Annotated in this window: 21 protein-coding genes and 3 pseudogenes; 20 read left to right on the plus strand and 4 right to left on the minus strand. The window is 68.4% G+C overall.

Annotation, left to right across the window (positions count from 1 at the left end; genetic code table 11):
• Positions 1-13 precede the first annotated feature (13 nt).
• Complete coding sequence (locus DLJ58_RS27420; protein ID WP_124860566.1) at positions 14-511, plus strand: YcxB family protein; 498 nt, start codon at positions 14-16, stop codon at positions 509-511.
• Between the two features lie 49 nt (positions 512-560).
• Here the strand turns inward: DLJ58_RS27420 and DLJ58_RS27425 are convergent, their stop codons facing one another.
• The gene (locus DLJ58_RS27425; protein ID WP_158629633.1) at positions 561-1058 is read right to left on the minus strand and encodes a GNAT family N-acetyltransferase; all 498 of its coding nucleotides are present in this window, start codon (positions 1056-1058) and stop codon (positions 561-563) included.
• Between the two features lie 187 nt (positions 1059-1245).
• Between DLJ58_RS27425 and DLJ58_RS27430 the strand changes: the two genes are divergently transcribed.
• From DLJ58_RS27430 to DLJ58_RS27445, 4 genes and pseudogenes are all read left to right on the plus strand, one after another.
• Positions 1246-1620 (plus strand): cupin domain-containing protein, encoded by a 375-nt coding sequence (locus DLJ58_RS27430; RefSeq protein WP_124860570.1) that lies wholly within the window; start codon positions 1246-1248, stop codon positions 1618-1620.
• Positions 1621-1771: 151 nt separating this feature from the next.
• A pseudogene (locus DLJ58_RS27435) lies at positions 1772-2002 on the plus strand (VOC family protein); the annotation flags it as partial.
• 642 nt (positions 2003-2644) lie between these two features.
• Entirely contained in the window at positions 2645-3328 is a 684-nt protein-coding gene (locus DLJ58_RS27440; RefSeq protein ID WP_124775107.1) for an HAD family hydrolase, read from the plus strand.
• 33 nt (positions 3329-3361) lie between these two features.
• Positions 3362-4918 carry an NAD(P)H-hydrate dehydratase gene (locus tag DLJ58_RS27445; RefSeq protein WP_124775105.1) on the plus strand — a complete coding sequence of 519 codons (1557 nt, stop codon included), beginning with the start codon at positions 3362-3364 and terminating at the stop codon, positions 4916-4918.
• Here the strand turns inward: DLJ58_RS27445 and DLJ58_RS27450 are convergent.
• Positions 4902-6131, minus strand: coding sequence for a helix-turn-helix domain-containing protein (locus DLJ58_RS27450; RefSeq protein WP_124775103.1), 1230 nt, complete (start codon positions 6129-6131; stop codon positions 4902-4904). The two genes, DLJ58_RS27445 and DLJ58_RS27450, sit on opposite strands and share 17 nt — an antisense overlap.
• Before the next feature lie 420 nt (positions 6132-6551).
• Here DLJ58_RS27450 and DLJ58_RS27455 point away from each other — a divergent pair, with 420 nt between their 5' ends.
• The 8 genes from DLJ58_RS27455 to DLJ58_RS27490 all read left to right on the plus strand — a co-directional run bounded on the left by DLJ58_RS27455 (position 6552) and on the right by DLJ58_RS27490 (position 11507).
• Complete coding sequence (locus DLJ58_RS27455; RefSeq protein WP_124775101.1) at positions 6552-6752, plus strand: hypothetical protein; 201 nt, start codon at positions 6552-6554, stop codon at positions 6750-6752.
• Positions 6749-7054 (plus strand): hypothetical protein, encoded by a 306-nt coding sequence (locus tag DLJ58_RS27460; RefSeq protein ID WP_104114867.1) that lies wholly within the window; start codon positions 6749-6751, stop codon positions 7052-7054. The genes DLJ58_RS27455 and DLJ58_RS27460 overlap by 4 nt, the downstream gene beginning before the upstream one ends.
• Entirely contained in the window at positions 7054-7356 is a 303-nt protein-coding gene (locus DLJ58_RS27465) for a hypothetical protein (RefSeq protein ID WP_124775099.1), read from the plus strand. The genes DLJ58_RS27460 and DLJ58_RS27465 overlap by 1 nt, the downstream gene beginning before the upstream one ends.
• 134 nt (positions 7357-7490) lie before the next feature.
• Positions 7491-7736 (plus strand): hypothetical protein, encoded by a 246-nt coding sequence (locus DLJ58_RS27470; RefSeq protein WP_244219147.1) that lies wholly within the window; start codon positions 7491-7493, stop codon positions 7734-7736.
• An 18-nt stretch (positions 7737-7754) separates the two neighbouring features.
• Positions 7755-8732, plus strand: a complete 978-nt coding sequence (tgmB, locus tag DLJ58_RS27475) for an ATP-grasp ribosomal peptide maturase (protein ID WP_124775095.1) — start codon at positions 7755-7757, stop codon at positions 8730-8732.
• On the plus strand, positions 8729-9865 hold the full coding sequence (locus tag DLJ58_RS34965; RefSeq protein WP_124775093.1) for a methyltransferase domain-containing protein: 1137 nt from the start codon (positions 8729-8731) through the stop codon (positions 9863-9865). The genes tgmB and DLJ58_RS34965 overlap by 4 nt, the downstream gene beginning before the upstream one ends.
• 284 nt (positions 9866-10149) lie before the next feature.
• The gene (locus DLJ58_RS27485; protein ID WP_167493742.1) at positions 10150-10728 is read left to right on the plus strand and encodes a hypothetical protein; all 579 of its coding nucleotides are present in this window, start codon (positions 10150-10152) and stop codon (positions 10726-10728) included.
• Positions 10729-10763: 35 nt separating this feature from the next.
• Complete coding sequence (locus tag DLJ58_RS27490) at positions 10764-11507, plus strand: transcriptional regulator (protein WP_124775089.1); 744 nt, start codon at positions 10764-10766, stop codon at positions 11505-11507.
• A 461-nt stretch (positions 11508-11968) separates the two neighbouring features.
• Here the strand turns inward: DLJ58_RS27490 and DLJ58_RS34720 are convergent.
• Positions 11969-12409 (minus strand): annotated as a pseudogene (locus tag DLJ58_RS34720) (transposase family protein); the annotation flags it as partial.
• Positions 12410-12600: 191 nt separating this feature from the next.
• On the opposite strand from DLJ58_RS34720, the gene DLJ58_RS27500 reads away from it, so the two are divergent.
• From DLJ58_RS27500 to DLJ58_RS27520, 5 genes and pseudogenes are all read left to right on the plus strand, one after another.
• Positions 12601-13044, plus strand: coding sequence for a hypothetical protein (locus DLJ58_RS27500; RefSeq protein WP_124775085.1), 444 nt, complete (start codon positions 12601-12603; stop codon positions 13042-13044).
• Positions 13041-15110, plus strand: coding sequence for an amylo-alpha-1,6-glucosidase (locus DLJ58_RS27505; protein ID WP_124775083.1), 2070 nt, complete (start codon positions 13041-13043; stop codon positions 15108-15110). The genes DLJ58_RS27500 and DLJ58_RS27505 overlap by 4 nt, the downstream gene beginning before the upstream one ends.
• Before the next feature lie 34 nt (positions 15111-15144).
• Positions 15145-15639 (plus strand): YciE/YciF ferroxidase family protein, encoded by a 495-nt coding sequence (locus tag DLJ58_RS27510; RefSeq protein ID WP_124775081.1) that lies wholly within the window; start codon positions 15145-15147, stop codon positions 15637-15639.
• 284 nt (positions 15640-15923) lie between these two features.
• Positions 15924-16031 (plus strand): annotated as a pseudogene (locus DLJ58_RS27515) (IS30 family transposase); the annotation flags it as partial.
• A 95-nt stretch (positions 16032-16126) separates the two neighbouring features.
• Positions 16127-16669 (plus strand): hypothetical protein, encoded by a 543-nt coding sequence (locus DLJ58_RS27520; protein ID WP_244219149.1) that lies wholly within the window; start codon positions 16127-16129, stop codon positions 16667-16669.
• Here the strand turns inward: DLJ58_RS27520 and DLJ58_RS34725 are convergent.
• Positions 16632-17459 (minus strand): hypothetical protein, encoded by an 828-nt coding sequence (locus tag DLJ58_RS34725; RefSeq protein ID WP_244219150.1) that lies wholly within the window; start codon positions 17457-17459, stop codon positions 16632-16634. The two genes, DLJ58_RS27520 and DLJ58_RS34725, sit on opposite strands and share 38 nt — an antisense overlap.
• Positions 17460-18515: 1056 nt before the next feature.
• Here DLJ58_RS34725 and DLJ58_RS27530 point away from each other — a divergent pair.
• Positions 18516-19433 carry a replication-relaxation family protein gene (locus DLJ58_RS27530; protein WP_124775137.1) on the plus strand — a complete coding sequence of 306 codons (918 nt, stop codon included), beginning with the start codon at positions 18516-18518 and terminating at the stop codon, positions 19431-19433.
• A gap of 395 nt (positions 19434-19828) precedes the next feature.
• Positions 19829-19966, plus strand: coding sequence for a hypothetical protein (locus DLJ58_RS34730; protein ID WP_244219151.1), 138 nt, complete (start codon positions 19829-19831; stop codon positions 19964-19966).
• Positions 19967-19976: the final 10 nt, after the last annotated feature.

The following is a 19976-nucleotide window of genomic DNA, read 5'->3' on the forward strand; positions in this document are numbered from 1 at the left end:
CTATCGTTCTGGCGTGCAGATCCGTTTTGACGTCCCCGCCGATCCCGCCTACCCGAGCCGGGTGGCCGCGGCGCTCGGCAACGTCCGGCTACGCAGATTCGGCTACATCGGAGCGGTCCTGACGGCGGTCGGGGTCATCGGTCTCGTCGTCTCGCGGGGGTTCGGGTGGGGCGAGCGGAGTTCGCCGCTGTGGACCGCGCTGGTCGTGGCCGGCGTGCTGTCGATGCTGTACCGGCCGTGGGTGCTGGCGCGCGCCCGACGCCGTTCCGGTAGCTACGCCGTCGAGGGCGCCTACGACATCACCGAAGACAACATCATGATGCGCAGCGGCTCGGAGTCCGGCGGCATCGCCTGGGACGGGGTTGCCCAGGTGCGGGACGCCGGAGATTTCTGGGTCGTGTACGTCGGCCGAATGCCGGCGACCGTGATCCCCCGCTGGCTGATGTCCGCCGAGGATGCCGAGACGTTGCGCGCCTACATGACCGAACGAGGGCTGCTGCCCCGTCGCTGAACTCGGCTGCCGCACGCCGCCGAGGATCGGGTTACCGCGTCCTAGCCGGTCACGAGGGGGCGCCGAGGAGTACCTCGTACTGGTGGAGATCATCGTTGCTGCCGGTGTGCCGGAAGCCGGCACGTTCGAGGGTCCGCCGGGAGGCGACGTTGTCGCCGGTGGTCTCGGCGACAACGCGGGACAGCCCGTGCGCGGTCGCGAGGTCGAGCAGGGCGGCGAGTGCCTCCGCCGCGTAGCCGTTTCCCCGGGCTGACGGGGCGAGGCCGTAACCGACCTCGATGCGTCCGTTCTCCGACCGACCCTTGAAACCGATTCCTCCGATGGCCTTTCCGTCGGCGGTGCGGGTGATCCGGTAGTGCCCGAACGGACGTCGGTCGCCGTAGGCGGCGGCGGCGGCGAGAAAGCCCCGCACGCCGAGGACGTCGCCGTCGAAAGGGAAGTCCTCGGCCCAGTCGTCCCCGGCCCCGGCGCGTCGCCCGACGATGCGTTCACCCTCTGCGGTGTCGATGGGGTGCAGGCGCAGTCGCGGCGTACGAAGCTCGGTCACGGGCAACAGCGAAGCAGCCCTCAGGAAACAGTACAAGCCGATTTACGCGCCCGGCACAGGCCGGCTTCGCGGAATCGAACCTCCGTGTCGGCGTCCCAGCCCCTAATCGTCTGCGGCTACCTATCCTCGACGGAGATGCACCGATCCGAGTAATGGCCGTCGGCCCGACGGCTCACAGGAGGCCGTCATGAGCACCAAGGATCGACCTGAGGGGATCAGCCCCACAGCTGTGGAGTCAGCACCAGGGCTGTGGCGGATCGATCTGCAACGGCACGACCTCAGCATCCCCGGGCGAGAGGTCATTCAGACCCGGGTGGAGTTCACTCCGGATTCGCCACCGTTCAAGCATTTCCACCCCGGCGAGGAAATCATCTGCGTTCTGCAGGGAACGCTCGAATATCGGCTGGAGGGGCAGCCACCCGTGGTGTGCAATCCCGGCGACGCGCTCACGGTCCCCTACGGTGTGCATCACCAGGCGCGCAATGTTGGCGAGGGTATCGCCGTCGAACTGGCCACGTACGTCGTCGAGAAGGGGAAACCACTTCTCACCAAGGTGAAGTGAGATCTCCACGGGCGGCCGTTGATCGACGGGTGCGGCGCTCGCGCCAAGGCCGCCCGCCCTATCAATGCCAGCGCTTTACACCAACCGCCCAGTGCCAGGAGCACGGGGGTACGGGGAACAGCGGCGGCGGCACGAACCTTAAAGTGAACGGATGTCGGTCAAGCAGTTCCAAGTGACTTTCGACTGCGCCGAGCCTGTGCGCGTCGGTCGTTTCTGGTGTGAGGTGTTGGGGTACGTCCCGCCGCCACCCCCGGAGGGGGTCGCCACCTGGGACGATGTCAGTTCCGAGCAGGGTTCGTGGTTCGCGGGCAGTGACCCTTCGGGGGTGGGTCCGCGGCTGTATTTCCAGCGGGTGCCCGAGGGGAAAACTGGTGAACCAAGAACCGGTCGCCCGGATGCATCTTGACGTCATGTCCACCGACCGGAGTCGCGATGACGCGGTTCCCCGGTGAGCGGACGAGTAGCCCGGCGTCGTCCGCGATCGCCCCGGCCGACCGGGCCGCCGAGGCAAACGGGGGCACCCCGGGCGGCGCGGGCCAGCCTGCTCCGGGCGGGATCGGCGACCCGGGCGGCCGGGGCGGCGGGGTCGGTCGGCATCCGCGCCGTGGCGCACCTGATACCGGCGGCGCGGGCGGCCCGCGCGAGCCTCGCCACCAAGGGCCGGTCACTGTCGCGGGACAACCTCGCGGACGCTATGCGCGACGACGGGCACGGCGTGTCCAACGCACGCGCGTCACTCCTACTCAAGATCCTCAAGGCAGAGCACGACGTGACTACCATCGGCCCGGTGTCCGTCCGGCCCCGTCGGCAAGAGCCGGAACCGCTGTCGGAGGTGGTGGCGTAGCGTCGGCCGTGAGGCGTCGATAGCGAGGGGCCCCACTGGCCCGTCAACGGTCCGCCGCCAACGCGGAGGATCGCGCAGGGGAACGCAACGACACCGGGGGTGCCACCGAGATCCGGTGGCACCCCCGGTGTCGTTGTCCATGATCGCGGAAGCCTTTGCGTCGCCAGGTACGTTGGTTTGGTGACCGCGCGCACTGCCGTCCCGGACGGCAAGACCTACGAGGCCCTGATCTTCGACTGGGATGGCACCCTGGTCGACTCCCGCGACGTCTGCTTCGGTGCCCTCGCTCGTGCGATGGGTGATGCGGGGGTCAAGCTCGACCCGGATTGGTACTGGCCGCGCCAGGCGATTGCCTCGCCGGACATGCTGATCGTGTGGGAGCAGGAGTTCGGGCCGCTGCCCGAGCCGATTGACGAGATCATCGGCAGGTGTCGCTTTTACGTGCAGGCTGCTGCTCCTGACCTGAAAGTAGTCGAGGAGATCGCGCGGGTGGCTCGTGCTGCGCGGCGTCGCGGTCAGCGGCTTGGCATCGGCTCGAACGCGTCCACGAATACCGTGTGGGCAGGGCTGGAAGCCACGGGTCTTGATGCCCTGTTCGATGTTGTCGTGACGTGGAGCGATGTTCCGCAGGGCAGAGGTAAACCTGAGCCGGACATCTTCCTACTGGTGGCACAGCGACTCGGTGCCGATCCGGCCCGCTGCTTGGTGTACGAAGACGCCGAAGTGGGAGTCACGGCGGCCCTCTCGGCTGGCATGACGGCCTACAACGTGCAGACCGGTGTTCTCCACAGGCCGGTTGGCAGTCCGATCAGTGCCGCTCCGGTACATCGGCCCGCGTTCGCGGCACCAAGCTTGGCTGATTGATGAGCCTCGCTCGCTGTATGGAATCCTTGCGTAATGCGTTCTGTGGACGAGGTTCTGGCGGCTTTTTGCGCTGACGACATCCGGGCCGCTGAGCTGCCGGTCCTGGCTCGCCTGCCCGAGGGCGGCTTGATGGACAGGGCCGCTGCGGCACTCAACTCGGTGTGTGCCCGGATACTGCGGGAGAACAGCGGTGGAGTCTACGGCCGCCGTGTCGTGATGCTGGTTGGTAGCGGCAACAACGGAGGCGACGCGCTTCTTGCCGGTGCTCGTCTTCAGCGTGGCGGTGCGCAGGTCACCGCCGCAATGGTCGGAGGCCACGCCTATGAGCGTGGTCTCCGAGCGTTCGTCGGTGCTGGCGGCCGAGTCATAGATGCACGGGAACCCGCAGGTGAAGACCGGGTAAGCCGCCTTCTCGAACGAGCAGAACTCGTGCTCGATGGGATTGTTGGCATAAGTGGTCGGCCTGGCCTGAGCGGGGTGTCGAAGCGACTGGCAGCGGCGGTTCCACGCGCAGCTACGGTCGTCGCAGTGGACATGCCCAGCGGTCTTGACCCGGACACCGGCGAGATCCATGGGGACTGCCTGGCCGCCGATGTGACCGTGTCCTTCGGCACGTTGAAGCCTTGTCTCCTCCTGCCACCAGCGGCCCACGTCGCTGGACGGCTCGTGCACGTGCCGGTCGGCATTGACGAGGGTCTGCCGTCTCGGCCGTACGTGCGCCGGTTGACCGACGCCGGTGTGGCGGCGCGGTGGCCGGTGCCGAACCACGCCGGTCACAAGTACACGCGGGGTGTCCTCGGCGTGGTGGCGGGCTCGGACGCCTACCCCGGCGCGGCCGTGCTCGCCGTGCTGGGCGCGCAGCGGGCGGGCGTCGGGATCGTGAGGTTCATCGGCCCGCGCCAGGTGACGGACCACGTGCTTCGCGCCGTGCCGGAGGCGGTGCCTGGCAAGGGCCGCGTTCAGGCGTGGCTGTTGGGCTCGGGTGTCGAGTCGGACACCGACCAGGACGAGGCGATCGATCAAGCTCTGGCATCTGGCCTTCCATGCGTCGTGGACGCGGGGGCACTCGCGGCGTGCGTCAGGCAGCGGTCCGGTGGAGTTCGAGCCGCCGAGGCGGACACCGTACTGCTGACTCCGCACGCCGGCGAGGTCTCGCAGATGCTCGGGCAGTTGGGCACGCCGGTCCCGCGCAGCGAGGTTGAGGCTCGGCCGGCCTTCTACGCAACGCTGCTGGCCAAGCAGGTGGACGCGACGGTCCTGCTGAAGGGACCGACAACGCTGGTTGCCAGTCCAGAGGGCTGGCTATCGAGTCAGAATGACGGGCCGTCGTGGTTGGCGACGGCGGGAACGGGCGACGTGCTGGCCGGGATCGCTGGCGCGCTCATGGCACAAGGGGTCGGGGCGATGGATGCTGGTGCGATGGCGGCCTTCGTCCATGGGCGGGCCGGTGCTCGGGCGTCGGCGGGCGGCCCCATCGCTGCGGGCGACGTCGCGGCGGCGACTCCGGCGGTCATCGCTGGCCTCCTGACGAGCCGCTCGTCCGGCACCGATGGCTGGATGCGAGGTCATCGTTTCAGTTCGCTGGGATGAGGCCAACTCGTTGGGCGAGTGCGCGCACATGTGTCCGTGCTCTCGCCCTGTCCCGGAAGATCAGTTCACGCAGGAGTTCGCGCACCAGTGTCGAGTCCCGTACCTCCTCCTGCGAGATCTTCTCCGCGTCGAGCAGAACGAGGATTGCTGACTCGTCCTCGCCTCGGCGGACGAAGCCGCGAGCGGTGTTGATCAGCGCGGCGGCCCGACGCTCGACACTTGGTATGTCATCGATGTGTAGACGCGCGGAGTACTCGACGACGTCATCCGCCCGACCAAGTTCGGCGCTGATGGCCAGGCCATGGATGTCGACGTTGGCGGGACCGAAGGCGGTCCATGGATCGTAGTGACGGCCGATCGCGCGGGCGGCTTCCTCGGCGACTCGGTGGAATGCCCACGCGCGCCCGTCGTCGTCGGACTGGGCGGCGCTGATGGACGCGGCTAGGTGAAGCATCCCGTAGTCGGCGAGCAGCTTCGGATCGGGCGCAGATTGATCAATGTGCGCCCTCAGTTCGTCGGCGGCGGCGAGGCACAGGCGGGTGGCCTCGTCTTGTTGCCCGGCCCGGCGATAGGACGCCGACAGCGCCCACGCCCCGATCGCGATCAAGTGGGGATCGTCGGCTTCGCGTGCGGCGTTCATGGCTCGGTCGGCGGCGATCCAGGCGAGGTCTCCGTCTGGGATGTGGTGTAGCCACTGCCGGGCGACCTGGTACGTGCCAGCGAGGTTGCGGGCGGCCGAGCGGCGGTCCTCGGCGGCGCGGTAGGCGGCGACAGCGTCGACGATCAGGCCGGGCAGCACGCCGCCCAGGATGGTGTGCGCGGTCGGCGAGCTGTGCCAAATCGTCCACGCCGCGATTACCCGTTCGCCGATGTTTGGCACGGGCTCGGCAACTCGGGGGAAGGCGGCGGGTGCCGCTGCCCGCATGATCGCTTCTCGGACGGCGGCTACCGCCTCGCCCGCGGGGCGAGGTCCGGGAACGAGGTTGTCCACGGAGCGGCCGATCAGGTCCTCGATCGTGCACTGCACGACCTGCGCGATCCGAAGCAGGTCGGTAAGCCGCTCCGCGTGTCTGCGGCCCTGCTCCACAGCCGACACCCACTGGACCGACTTGCCGATCCGTGACGCGAGTTCCTGCTGCGTGACCCCGGCGGCACGTCGGTGAGCAGCGATGTTCGCCCCGATGCCGCGAATGAGGCTCGGCTCAATATCCATATCCACCACATTCCATGACCATCACGATACGGACACTGCTACCGATGTAGTAGTTCCGGTGCGCGACAGCTCCATAACGTCAGGTCACATAGATCGACGCCGTAAATCGGCGGCAACCAAGGTGGTCGCCCTGGCCGGGCGTGACAGGAGCCTCCGTCCGGCTGGGTGCCCTCACGGTGAGAGGGGGGAACAAGAGATGACAGAGATCGCCGGGAATGGAGCGGGCGCGGTCGACGCCAACGTTCGGTGGGCGATGCAGGCAGTGCGAACTATTGCCCGATCGAGTGGCCGGAATGCAGCCGCTGCTTGAACTGTCACGCGCGGTTCCCCTGCGCTACCTACGGGTGGGCCTTCGACGTGGCTGGTCAACGTCGGATGGAACGCCAGCCAGATTGACGCTCTGGATGCGAGGACAGGCCCATGGTCGTGATCATCGAAGCTGATAAGGCGCACGCCGACGAGATCGCCGACGCGCGGTCGGTCCTGCTGGTGCATCGGGCGGAGCCCGATGGGCTGTGCTGGGGATGCCATGAGGTGTCGTGCAGGTTCGCCTGGTTTCCGTGCCCGCAGGCTCGCTGGGCGCAACGGGTGCTCGCAGCGGACGGGGGTGATGGGCGGTGAAAGCCTTGAGCGCCAACGTGTTGACCGTGGCGAGCGTTCCGCGTCAGCGCATCTATGACGCGCTGCTCGCTGAGCCGGGGCGGGACTGGACGGTCAGCCAGCTCGCCGCGCTGCTGCACGACGTGTCGGTGGAGGCGGTGCGCACGACGGTGCACCTGCTGCTCGGCGACCACCTGATGGAGATCGTGCCTCGCACCCGAGCCCTGACGGTGCGGTTGACCGGCGAGGGCCGGGCCACGGTCGCCGAGATCCGGTCCCGGTGGGCATCAACCCAGACACCGCCTGGCGAAGGAGGATCGTGATGGCGACGGCGACCGTGCGGGCGTCGGTGAACGGCAGCGCCTTGCATGGAGTGGAAGCGGCCCACAGCGTGATCGCTGCGCATCTGCGCTGCGATCGCGGCGGCCGGTGCCTTGCCTGCGGCGAGTTGGAGCCGTGCAGCCAGCGCAACACCGCGCACGTCGCGCTGTTCGGCCACGACCGGCAACTTCCCCGCAGGCGGCCCCTGCAACTGATCGGCCCCAACGGTGACTTCACAGCCGCCGACCGCACACCGTTTCACGCGTTCGGCGCTCCCGCCGATCGAGAGGCTTCCGGCCGTTGACGCCTCGCCAAGGCGGCCGGATGGTTGCCCGCGCGGAGCTGCGTACCGCGCGGGCAACCCACAACCCCTAGTTCGATGCCGCCGACGTGGCGGCAGGAAGGACCACCGCGATGAGAACCCCAACCCTGCCCAGGGTGGTCGCTCCGCTGTTCTCGCCCCCGGCGCTGTTGCCGATGGGTGAGCCCGGCGGCGTGGCCTACCCGATGTCTCACATCCCGGGCGAGCTTCGGCCGTATGCGGCGAGTCTGGCTGTGCCGATGCCGCTACAGGGCAAGCACAACACCACTTCCACCTCGCCACGGACTTCCATGGCGACCGAGACGTCTTCGGACGGCAAGGTGTCCCGCGACAGCCAGACCGACACCGGCTCGGACAGCTAGGAAGCGGGGGCGACGGCCGTGAACACCAAAGACACGATCCTGGTCCTGACCAGCGCTGACGACCCGACAGCCGACGCTGTGGCGGCTGCGTTGGCCCACGCCGGAGGCAAGGTCGTGCGACTCGACACCGGCGACTTTCCGATGGAGCTGCGGTTGTCCGCGACGACCACGGCGGAGGGCGGCTGGGCCGGCATGTTGAGCACCGCCGCGGACACGCTCGATCTGGAGCGGGTGCGCTCGGTGTTCTACTGGCGGCCAACCAGCTTTCGGCTGCCTGCCGGGATGTCACCGGCCGATGAGGTGTTCGCGGCCGTCGAGGCCCGTCACGGCCTCGGCGGGCTTCTGGCCAGCCTGGATGCGCTGTGGGTCAACGACCCGGTCAAGTCCGCCGCTGCCGAGTACAAGCCGCTGCAACTGACGCTGGCCGCCCGGTGCGGGCTGGCGGTGCCGTGCACGCTGCTGAGCAACGTGGCCGCCGATGTGGCCGCGTTCGCCAAGCGGGTCGGCGGGCAGGTGGTGTGCAAACCGCTGTCGTCGCTGGTGTTCACCGAGGACGGCCACCAGGCGACCAAGCCCTACACCACGATCATCGACCCCGCCGACATCTCCGCTGAGGCGTTCGCGGCGACCGCGCACCTGGTGCAGGAGTATCTGCCGAAGGCGTTCGAGGCCCGGGTGACCGTGGTCGGCGTGCTGCCGATCGCGGTCGCGATCCGCTCGCGCTCGCAGGCTGGACGGGTGGACTGGCGGGCCGACTACGACTCGCTCACCTACGAGCACATCGACGTGCCGGAATCAGTCGCAACGGGCGTGCGCCGCTTCCTGGAACGGCTGGGGTTGAGCTACGGCGCGTTCGACTTCGTTATCACCCCCGAAGGCCGCTGGGTCATGCTCGAATGCAACCCGGCAGGTCAGTGGCTGTGGCTGGAACATGAGACCGGTGCGCCGATCGCTGCGGCACTGGCCGATCTGCTGGTGAAGGGAACTCGCGCATGAGTAGGTGGCAGGACCACGCGAACGCACTGGTTGCCGAGCTGACCCGGCGGGATGTGCTGGCTCCAGGCTGGCGGGAGGCGTTCGCCGCGACGCCCCGGCACGTGTTCGTGCCGCACTTTTACGACGACGACAACGAGCGGGTCAGCGCCGACACGCCCGAAGGGTTGGCGGCGGTATACGCCGATGAGTCGCTGGTCACCCAGATCGCCGAACACCCGGGCGGCGGCTTCTGCTGGCCGACCAGTTCCTCGACCCGCCCAAGCCTGATGGCGCAGATGCTCACCCTGCTCGACGTCGATAGCGGAATGCGCGTGCTGGAGATCGGCACCGGAACCGGCTTCAACGCCGCCCTGCTGTGCCACCGCCTCGGCGACGCGAACGTGACCAGCATCGACATCGACACGATGCTCGTGGAGACCGCCCGAGCGCGGCTGGCTGGCCTCGGCCACCGGCCGTTCCTGGCCGCAGGGGACGGGGCGCTCGGGGTGCCGGTCCGCGCGCCGTACAGCCGGATCATCGCCACCGCCGCCGTCGCCACGATCCCACCGGCCTGGATCAGCCAGCTCGTGCACGGCGGGCGCATCGTCGCCGACGTGCGAGGCGAACTCGCGTCCGCGCTCCTGGTCGCCGACAAGACCACGCCCAGCTCGGTGCGGGGCCGCTTCCACGACACCCCCGGCCACTTCATGTGGCTGCGCTCCCGCGCCGACCACCCGCTCCGCGACGGCACCGACCCGGACACCAGCTTCGACTTCACCCAGCCGACGCAGACCACCAGCGACATCCCCGCCGACGCGTTCGACGAGCGCGAGCTGCGGTTCCTGCTGCAACTGGCCGTGCCCGGTCTCGGCCCGATCAGCAAGAACCTGCCAGATGGCGGCGAGGGCATCTTCCTGCACACCGAGACCGACTGCTCGTGGGTGCAGTACCGGCCCGGAACCGACAAGGCCACCGTCACCTACGGCGGACCCCGCGCCCTGTGGCCCGCCATCGAGGACGCCTGGCAGCGTTGGAACCGCTGGCAGCTTCCTAGCATCCGCCGCTTCGGGATGACCGCCTACGACGACGGACGCCACCACATCTGGCTCGACCACGACCAATCGGTGATCCTCACCGGCGAGCCGGTCGCCTAACAACCTAACCCGGCCTAGACAACACACGACGCCCCGGCGGGCGGCACCCAGCAGGCCCGCCGGGTGCCTCACCCTGGCACGCCCACACACTCCGCGCGGGCGGGGCTAGGAGAGGGGCCCGCGCACCGCTGCGGAGTGCGCGTACCGCTCGCCTAGCCCGTGCCTGCCACCACAACCACGCATTTCAGGGACGGATGTACACAGTGGCGTATCAACCGGGGCCGAACGAACTGCTGCGCAACGCTCGGCGGGCGCGGCGGTCCCCATCGGGGTCGGGTCGGCCGATGTCGCGGCAGGAGTTAGCCGAGGCGGTCAACGCCTATCTGTACGAGCACGCGGGACGACACTTCGCCATCCATGCTGGCTACATCGGCAAACTCGAACGTGGCGAGCATCGATGGCCGGCGGCGCACACCCGCACCGCGTTGCGGGCGGTGCTCGGCCGGGACACCGATGCCGAACTTGGGTTCTACATCATCCAGGGGCACGCCAGCGACGCGCCGACGGTCGAACCGGACGCGTCCGGCGAGGCTGGCCCGGCCGAGCCTGGCGCGGCGACGACGGGCGTGGGCATCGCACCGCCCGCCGCGCCGGTGGCCGAGGCGCTTGCCGCCCTCACCGGGGCGGACGCGGACGCCGGGGCGGCGGTGCAGGTGGACGTGAGCGCGGAGGCGGGAACGGCGGTCACGGTGGTGTGCCAGGACGGCGCGGCGGGCCGGGTGGCGGTGCTGGCCGGTGGGGTGTGGGTGCTGATCGACGCGTCCGGCGCCGGTCCGGCGAGCCTCACCGCGGCCGTGGTCGACTTCCCGGCGGTTGCGGGTGGTGCGCAGGTGTACTCGCTGGCTGAGCGGCGGGCGCGGTAGCGGTGGCGGGTACTCAGCTCACGCGGCCGGGCAGGATGGCCCGGCAGGTACCCGGCAAGCCGCGCCGCCTCGGCGCGGCGGGTGGAATCACCCCGGGTCAGGTGGCCGAGGCACGCAAGGATCTCGGCCGGCACTTGGCCGCCTGGCGTGGCGTCGCTGGGATGACGCAGGTCGAGCTTGCCAAGCTCATCTGCTACTCCCGCAGCCAGATCGGCAACGTCGAGATCGGCCGGGAGAGCACCACCCGCCGGTTCTGGCAGGGCGCCGACGCAGCGGTCGGCGCGGACGGAGCCCTGTTGGCCGCGTTCGATCAGGTGGACGCGCTCGTGCGGGACTTCCATGCCCAGGAAGTACAAGCCCGCGAACGGCAACGCCGGCACCACGCGGCGCCGCCGGCCGTGCCCACTGCGGAAGCGGAGTGTCCGGGTGAGTGCGGGTGCACGCCGATGGTCGTCGGCCGGTGGACCGGGCGGGAGGTCCGCGCGTTGCGCGAGGCGCTGCGGATGAACGTCCGCGCGTTCGCCGAACACCTCGGCGTGACCACGGCGACCGTCTCTCGCTGGGAGCACCGGAGGGCGCCCGCACCGCCGAGGGTCGCGGCGCAATCGGCGCTGGATCAGGCACTCACGCTCGTCGACACCGACTCCAAAGCCCGGTTCCGGCTGCTCCTCACCAGTGCTGACGACACCACACCTCGCGCGCACGGTGGCCGAGCCACGAAAGGCAGGTCCACCGTCACCCCGATCCACCAAGCGGACCGGACACGCCCCGCCTCCTGACACCCCAGCGACGGCCGCGACGAGAGGAACGGGGGCCGCGATGCATCGACCGATTCCGACCTTGCGCGGCACTCTGACCCACGCAACAGCTGTGGAGCTGTACCAGCGTCACGAGGGCACAGCGGCTGAGGCGTGCGCGAGGTGTGGCAGACCGACGCCGTGCGCGGTGCGGGCGTTCGCCGCAACGGTCATCGCGGCGGCCGGGGAAGACCCCCGCTGGTACGACGGCGGACGCGCTCTCCCTGCACCTGCCGGACCGGTAGCCGGTCAGAGGCTCGGCAACCCGATCCCATTCCGGCGACCGATCAGGACCGGGGGCGGGCGCAACCGGAGTACGGCGGCTATGCGGTCGGCGGGCGTAGTGCGCCGTTGGACGCCGAGAACTTGCTGTACGAGCGGGAGCACTGATGATCCGCCACGGCAGACACCCGGAGGCGATGCATGAGCGTGCCTGGGCACTGGCCGAGTGGGATGCCGTAGCCGTCCACACCGGTCGAGCGCTTCATACCTTTGCCACGGTCGACCGGGGAGCGGCCGGCCCGGTCCCCACCACATGGGGCCTTGGTGATCGCGCCGTCAGCGCTGACGTCTGCCAGGTCGAGGCCGATCATGCGGTCATAGGCGTCCAACGCGAGTTCGTGGAGTTGTTCGCCCAGCCCGGCCTCGGCCCACAGGTGCAGGCGTCGGCGGATCGTGCGGTCCGAGCACTGGTCGGTGGCTACCCGTTCGTACCCGGATCCATGGACCAGAGAGGCGATGAGCAGTTCGAACACGACCCGGTTCGGGATCCGGCGGCGGTGGCAACCGAGGGGATGGCCCGGGTCGAACCCGGGTTGCTCGGGACACAACGCGGCGAACTGGAGGAAGATCGGTTCGAGCAACGATGATGGCAGCGCAGGCACGGGACGCCATCGGTCACAGAGCGTAGAGAACTCCGATGATCGATGGACCCGTGCCTGCTTGCTGCCTGCGGGTACCCGCCTGTCCGGATCTTGGACCTATTGCCGGTCGCTCTTACTCGAAAGTGAGCATGTACTCCTCGGGCTGGCCGAGTCCGCACACGGAGGGTGGGCGCGACGCCTACCATACGGTTATGTCGCCCTCGACCAGGGAACTCAGCCGGGAGCGGGAGGTCTTCTTCAGGGCCTTGCCGTCGCGTGCGGGCCGCGTTTTGCCCGGTTGGGTGGCCGGCACGTTGTTGATCAGGGTGGAGTACGCTGACAACGCGGAGCTGTGGCGGTTCATCATGCGCGACCGGGCGGTGGCGTTGGACCACGGCGTGGAGCCGGCTGAGGCGACGTTGGCGGTGCCCGCCGCTCTTCTTCATCAGCTGATGGCGGGGAGAGAACAGGTGATCGCCGCGCTGTTGCGGAACGAGGCGACTCTGGTCGGTGACGTCAGGCTCTTGTTGGCCTTCAGGCGGTTTTTTCCCTCGGCACCGGGGTCGGGCGACCCGAGGGGCCGATCAGGTAGCAGTTGGTGGCGGGAGCGGATGAATGAGACCGTCGCCCGCGGTAAGCCCGCGGAGGGGTTATGAACCCTTTGGTCAACATCCTTGACGGCAACACGTTTCTGGTCAGCGACCGGCAGGGAGATGTCGATCCCTCGCCCGTCTTTCCCACGGGGCTCTTCTCCTACGACACCCGGTTCTTGTCGGTGTGGCAGCTGACCATCAACGGCGACCGCCTGACCGCCCTGTCGGTGGATGACCTGCAGTACTACGAGAGTCGGTTCTTCCTGGTCCCTGGTGAGCCGACCCACTACGTTGACACGGAGATCTCCGCGATCCGTCATCGCAGCATCGGCGGGAGTTTCGTTGAGGATCTCGCGGTTCTCAACGAGGGTAACGAACCGGTGGACTTGGTGGTCAGAGTAGAGATGGGTGCGGACTTCGCGGATCTGTTCGACGTCAAGAACCCGACAAACAAGGTCGCCCCGATCAGCGTTGTTGTCCAGGACGGTCTTCTCTGTTTCGCCTACCGTCGCGGCAGCTTTCAACGCGAGACAGTGGTGTCCAGCAGCGTTGCCGGCGATGTCGACGAGCACGGCATGACGTTCCGCATCCGGATCCCAGCGCACGCCGAGTGGCGCACCCGTTTCCATGTGGCGACGAACATCGTAGGCGCGCAGGGACACGACTTCCGTGACAGCCTGCGTCTGCATCGCCCCCGGTCCGCGACGCAGATCGGCGAGGCGCTGAGCACCTGGCTGAGCGAGACGCCCCGGCTGATCAGCGACAACGAGTCGATCACCACCGCCTACCGTCGCAGCCTCACCGACCTGGCGGCGTTGCGCTACACCTCCGTCAGCACGGGCACCCAACTCGTCGCCGCGGGCCTTCCGTGGTTCATGACCCTGTTTGGCCGTGACAGCCTGTTCACCTGCCTGCAGTCCCTGTCCTTCCTGCCGCACCTCGCGCCGCCGATCATCACCACGCTGGCCCTCACCCAGGGCTCTCGCTTCGATGACTTCCGGGACGAGGAACCGGGAAAGATCCTCCACGAACTGCGGTACGGCGAGTCCGCCGCTTTCGGGGAGCAGCCCCACTCGCCCTATTTCGGTTCCGCCGACTCGACAATGCTCTTCGTGATCCTGCTCGATGAGTACCACACGTGGACCGGTGACGATTTGCTCCCGCAACGCTTCGAGATGGAGGCCAGGGCGGCGCTCGACTGGATCGACACCTACGGCGACCTGCTCGGCACCGGCTACGTGTGGTACCAGACGAGGAACCCCGACACAGGGCTGCAGAACCAGTGCTGGAAGGATTCGTGGGACTCGATTTCCTACGCCGACGGCCGGCTACCCGGCTTCCCGAGGGCTACCTGCGAGTTACAGGGCTATGCCTACGACGCGAAGATGCGCGGCGCTCGGCTCGCCCGTCTCGTGTGGAACGACCCTGCCTACGCGCAGCGACTTGAGCAAGAGGCAGCCGACCTCAAAGCCCGGTTCAACCGGGACTTCTGGGTTGATGACGGACGATACTACGCCCTGGCCCTCGACGCGGAAGGCCGGCAGGTAGACGCCCTGTCGTCCAACATCGGGCACCTGCTGTGGAGCGGCATCGTCGATGAACAGCGGGCATCGGACGTCGCCGCCCACCTGCTCGGACCCCGGATGTTCTCCGGCTGGGGCATCCGCACCCTCGCCACCGGCAACGGCCGCTACAACGGGTTGGGCTATCACGTCGGGACGGTGTGGCCATTCGATAACTCAATCATCGCGTGGGGCCTGTGGCGGTACGGGTTCCGGGAGGAGGCCGGCGTCATCTGCCAAGCGATGTTCGACGCGGCCCGTTACTTCGAAGGCCGCCTGCCGGAGGCATTCGCCGGATACGATCGTGAACGAACGAAGTACCCGGTGCAATACCCGACAGCCTGCAGTCCACAAGCATGGTCCGCCGCAACCCCTCTTCTCCTCATCCGGGTGATCCTCGGGCTGCAACCCCACGGAAATCACCTCGTCGTTGATCCCGCGCTGCCCAGCGGCACCGAACGAATCGAACTGCTCGACATCCCAGGCCGGTGGGGAAGGGTGGACGCCCTCGGCCGTCGCCGGCCAGACACCAACCACAACGAACGCGGTATCGCCTCAGCCAACTGAAGGAAAGCCCGAACACGGGCGAAGGAGGCAAGGGATGAAAACAGCAAAAGAGATATTCTTTTTCGAACTCGCGGCGATGCAAGACCTCGAACGCGAAGCGATATCCATCCTCGGGCTCCTTGTCCGATCTCGGGTCCGCGACGACACACTCAAGCAAATCCTCGGCGATATGGTCAGCATGAGTGATCGACACTCCGCCAGAATCGACACATGCCTGCGCCACCTCGGCGTGACTCCCTTGCATACCCGGTCGGGACCGATCCACGGAGTGCGGGAGGACTTCCAGAATCTCCTGCGGATACCTCACGACGACGCGGTTCGCGACCTATTCGCGCTGAACTCCGCACAACGCATAACCAATCTGGCCATCGCAGGCTACGAACACCTCACCGACTGGGCCATCACCATCGGATCGGTGGCCTGCACGAGGTGCCTGATCAAAAACCTGGCAGAGAGGACAAGAATCGCGCAGCAGTTAAGAGAACGGAACCAGACCCTCAGCGAAGAACTGCTTACCAGTCACACTTGACCCTCCGGCCGGGCTCCGGCCGGAGGGGCGAATCTCGTATGCCCAACATCGGCCGGTTCCGCCGAGCGCCCTGTGGTCGGTGTAGAGCCAGGTGGGATGCGGCACTGGCTCGACAACCCACCAAGAGCCGCCCCACCACCCGGTTCCACTACACCCGCGACGTCGACAACGACCCTCTCTGTCGGCTCCGTGCACTTCGATGGACGCCCCAACGGGGACACCCCTTCCTCTGGGGATCAACATCCAGTCTCAGGGTGTCCACATCTCAGAGGGAAGCCCAGGCCGTCGACTTCCCCGACGACAAGGACATGTGCATCAGCCACGAGGCGATCCAACAGGCGCTCTACATCCAAGGACGCGGCGCGCTCAAGCGTGGGCTGGTGGCCTGCCTGTCAATCCTCTGGAATCGTGGAGGGCTCTGTTGCACCGCTGGTTCGCTGGGTGGGACGGTATCGGGGGCCGTGGCGGAGGTGGCAGGCTGACGCATGTGAGCGACCATGACGCTGATCGGCGCGCCGGGGCGGCCGTGCCCGTCGAGGGGGGTGAAGCGGCGCGGCGGCTGGCCGAGCGGCGGGCGTGGCGTATCGCGCGTAGCGCCGAGTTCGCGCTGGAGCTGGCGATTCTGCCGGGGCGACGGTGGGAGTCGTCCAAGGGGGCGACCTTGGCGTTGATGGCGCGGGTCAGTGCGGTCCCGGCGATCGAGGAGGCGGTGTTCGCGGTGTGGGACCTGGCGCGCGAGGACCCGCCGCCGGGTCGTGATCGCGTGTACGCCGCCCGTGGGGACGAAGCCCCGATCGTGGTGGGGCACGCCGAGTCGGCGACGCTGGTGGCCCGATCTGGCGGGCCGGTGCTCGTCGTGGCGGACGCGCTCGGTCGGACGGTGTGGCGGGTCGAGGCTGATCAGATGTGGGCCGAGGACTTGGCGGAGATCTTCCGCGAGTTGTGGGAGGTGGCTCACGGCCGACCCGCCGTGGACGAATCCGCGGTTCCGGCTATGCCCCCTCTGCCGTGGCAGCAGGATCGCGTCTGACGGCCTTGGCGCGCCCACTGGCCGGGCGGCGCCCGGCGATGCAGTAGAAGGCGGCGATGGCCTCCTCGGTTCGGCGGCGGCGTTTGTAGGCGGCATCGACGCTCAGGCCGAGGTCCGCTGCGGCCTCGGTGAGTTGTTGCCGGTCGAGCAGGGTGCGGGCGATCAGCTCCAGACCTTGGGGGTCGAGACGGCGGCCGGCGGCGGTGAAGTCGTCGGCCATGCCTTGCACGGCTTCGGTCCAGTTGTGCGGGCCAGTGCCGGGCGTGGCGGTGGGGTCGGGCGCGTGGAGGGCGTACTCGACGGGAAGGTGGGTGCGGCGGGCCTTGCGGGCCTTGCGCGCGTTGTACCTTGCGGCGTCCACAAGCCTGCCCGCGATGTTGGGCCTGCTGGTGTCGACGGTGGCCAGGCGGTTGAGGAACCCTTCGAGCAGGTCGGCGTGGATGTCGCCGCGCTCGTCCACGGTCGCGGCGCGCATACGTCGGTCCACGGCCCGCAGTCGTTTGAGCGCGAGCCCGCACGCCAGCAGCTGCCACACCCGCCCGGCCTCGCCGGGCTGACGCGCTTGGGCGATGACGGCGGTCCATAGGTCGTCGGTGGGCTCCTTGTCGTCGGTGCGGCGTTCGAGTTCGGCGCGCAACAGCTCCGGGGTGCAGTCGGTCGGCGGGAAGTCGGCGGTCAGCGCCAGGGCCGGGATGTGCACACGCTGGGCGAGGGTGAAGAAGACCGGGTCGAGCCAGCCCAGGATCGGCCGCTCGGCGACGAACACCGGGGCGACCGCGACAGGCTCCACAGCTCTCGATTGTCGCGGCGACAGGCTCGCCACAGAGCACCCGCCGTGCCGCTGCCAGGTGGGCGTTAGACGTGAACTGGATCACACCTTGTCCAGAGACGCGGGTTTCGGTTGCCCAAGAGGGGTGCCAGGCGAACCTGTCAGGCCGCACGCCGCACCCCCGCTGAGCTGCGTTGTCAGGTCGCATCCGGCCGTGGTCAGGTCGGGTCAGGTTCGGGTGGCGTTCGCCAGACCGGACAGGCCGGGTACTGGAGTGCAGCGACGCTCTACTCGACAACCCGCCCCGCGCCAATCCGCCGCGCCCCGCCCCGGCGAGGCCATACCGAAGGAGGAACCCGCAACCGAGCCTATCGTTCGACCGCGTCCGATCGCAGACCAGTCCCCGTGAGGATGACGGACCCGACAGCCGCGACGACCACGCCGAACCCCACCCACGGCTGTCGGCCGCTGCACACAGCGGCCCTCGCCCGTGCCACCCAGCACCGCCGCACCGCCGTACCCGGACCGTCGAGGCGCGGCCGGGAGCGTCGGTCAGCGGACATGAGTCCCGGTCCCGTCCGTCCGGTCCTCGGTCGCGTCCAGTATGGCGCGGACACGGACGAGACGGCCGAGGACTCGTCACGACCGTCCGCACCCGACCTGTCAGCACCTCGACCGGAGCGCTGACAGGACCTCGACCGGCGCATCACGCTTCTGCCGGACCCCGCAAGCACCACGGACATGCCCATCAGACAGATGTCTGGCTCTCGAAAGGCTTCACCCGATGAACATCGTTCGCTATCTCACCCACCATGCCGACAAGCTCTTCCCCACAGACCCGGATGCCTTGTGCCGCTTGGCGTTTGCTGCTCGCGGTGCCGGTGTCCGTGGCGGGGTCGGTGTTGGGCTCCGTCCGGCCGTCCGTCTTGACACCGACCCCCAAACCGACCCCATCAAACGCCTAACAGTGCAGGTCGGGCCGCCCAACAGCGGTCCGCGAAGTATCCAGACAGACCCTTCACGGGGTCTCTCCCCCCAGGGGTGTACGTGAACACATCCAGTAGACGAGCAACGCTCGTGCCACCGCTGCTGCGGCTGCAAGCCTCCATCACGAACCGAGACGATCGCCTGCTCGCCTGGCTCTACGACCACGGAGTCCTGACCACCGACCAGATCGCCAAAGCCCTGTTTCCCTCCCTCGACTTCGCCCAACGCCGACTCCTGCGCCTGAGCACTCTGGGCGCGGTGGCCCGCTTCCGGCCGAACAAGCTCGACGGAGGTTCCTACCCCTATCACTACGTCCTGGCCCAGCTCGGCTACGAGCACGTCATGGGCCAACGCGGCGAGGGCTTGCCCCGCCGGGACCAAGCCCGCCGCCGCTACCAATCGTTGATCTCCCGGCCGGATCTTCCGCACCTGCTCGGCGGGAACAGCGTGTTCATCGACCTCGCCTTCCATGAGCGCACCCACCCCGGCGCGAGGCTCGCAGTGTGGCGGCCGGCAGCGGCGTTCCACGAGCCGGGGGCCTTGTTCCGCGACGGCTCCGACCACAGGCTGATGACCAAGTTCCTTGGCCTACCGCGCCCGGACGCAGCGGGCGTGTGGGTCGAGGACGGGCGGGCGGTGCCGTTCTTCGCCGAGTACGACACCGGGAGCGAGCGCCTCGACCTGCTCACCGAGAAGGTGAGCAAGTACGGGCTGCTGTTCGCCTACGCCAAAACGTGGGGCTGGCCCGTGCTCTTCGTGCTGCCGACCGTGCTGCGTGAGCAGCACTGGCATGACCGGCTCCGCGTCGCCTACGCCGACCGGCCTCCGGCGATCGTCGCCACCACAGCCGCCGACTACCTCACCGGCACCGGCAAGACTCCCGCCGAGGATGTGTGGCACGTCTTCGGCAGCACGACCACCGGGCGGCAACGCCTCATCAAGCTGCCCTACATCGACCCCGACCACGACGCCCGCTGGAACCCGACAAACAAAACAGTTCATCGATGAGTCCAGGCCAAGCCTTCCTCCAACCCGCAACCCACCTTCTGCACACCGAGGGTCCGAGCCTTCCGCCGCGACCGTCGCGGCGGCCACGAAGCGCCCCCGAGGCGCAGAACAGGAGAACCCCGTGAACGCAACACCGAGCCCCAGCCAGACACACACATTGATGGAGCCGTATGGCCGAAGACGTCCCGGCCACTGACGCCGGAACCCCAACCCCTCAACGCCAGGCACTGCCAGATCCACAGTCCGCATCCCACCCGAGCGCCGCAGCGCCCACCGTCGCCGTCGGCGCTCGGCCCGATGCGAGCCACGCGACCACACCCGAGCCGCAGGAGCCATCGCTGGTCGGCCGGCAAGCAATGCGGGTCTTCCGGTCCGCACGCCGCCGCAGGCTGGCGATGCCTGCCGATCAGCGACCCCGGCTCAGCCGCGGGCTGATCGCCGAACTCGTCGCCCGCGGCTGGGACGTCCCCGCCGAGCTACGCCCCGTCGACACCACCTCGCCAGCAGACAGCGAGAATCCCGAACCCGGATGACGTCACGTCG

The sequence above is a fragment of the Micromonospora arida genome, assembly GCF_003857035.1.
Classification (GTDB): domain Bacteria; phylum Actinomycetota; class Actinomycetes; order Mycobacteriales; family Micromonosporaceae; genus Micromonospora; species Micromonospora arida.

Excerpts from the sequence above, each read along its gene's own strand:
- DLJ58_RS27430 (WP_124860570.1), top strand. The coding sequence starts at position 1,246 with ATGAGCACCAAGGATCGACCTGAGGGGATCAGCCCCACAGCTGTGGAG.
- DLJ58_RS27445 (WP_124775105.1), top strand. The coding sequence starts at position 3,362 with ATGCGTTCTGTGGACGAGGTTCTGGCGGCTTTTTGCGCTGACGACATC.
- DLJ58_RS27450 (WP_124775103.1), bottom strand. The coding sequence starts at position 6,131 with ATGGATATTGAGCCGAGCCTCATTCGCGGCATCGGGGCGAACATCGCT.
- DLJ58_RS27455 (WP_124775101.1), top strand. The coding sequence starts at position 6,552 with ATGGTCGTGATCATCGAAGCTGATAAGGCGCACGCCGACGAGATCGCC.
- DLJ58_RS27465 (WP_124775099.1), top strand. The coding sequence starts at position 7,054 with ATGGCGACGGCGACCGTGCGGGCGTCGGTGAACGGCAGCGCCTTGCAT.
- DLJ58_RS34965 (WP_124775093.1), top strand. The coding sequence starts at position 8,729 with ATGAGTAGGTGGCAGGACCACGCGAACGCACTGGTTGCCGAGCTGACC.
- DLJ58_RS27485 (WP_167493742.1), top strand. The coding sequence starts at position 10,150 with ATGTCGCGGCAGGAGTTAGCCGAGGCGGTCAACGCCTATCTGTACGAG.
- DLJ58_RS27490 (WP_124775089.1), top strand. The coding sequence starts at position 10,764 with ATGGCCCGGCAGGTACCCGGCAAGCCGCGCCGCCTCGGCGCGGCGGGT.
- DLJ58_RS27500 (WP_124775085.1), top strand. The coding sequence starts at position 12,601 with ATGTCGCCCTCGACCAGGGAACTCAGCCGGGAGCGGGAGGTCTTCTTC.
- DLJ58_RS27505 (WP_124775083.1), top strand. The coding sequence starts at position 13,041 with ATGAACCCTTTGGTCAACATCCTTGACGGCAACACGTTTCTGGTCAGC.
- DLJ58_RS27510 (WP_124775081.1), top strand. The coding sequence starts at position 15,145 with ATGAAAACAGCAAAAGAGATATTCTTTTTCGAACTCGCGGCGATGCAA.
- DLJ58_RS34730 (WP_244219151.1), top strand. The coding sequence starts at position 19,829 with ATGCCTGCCGATCAGCGACCCCGGCTCAGCCGCGGGCTGATCGCCGAA.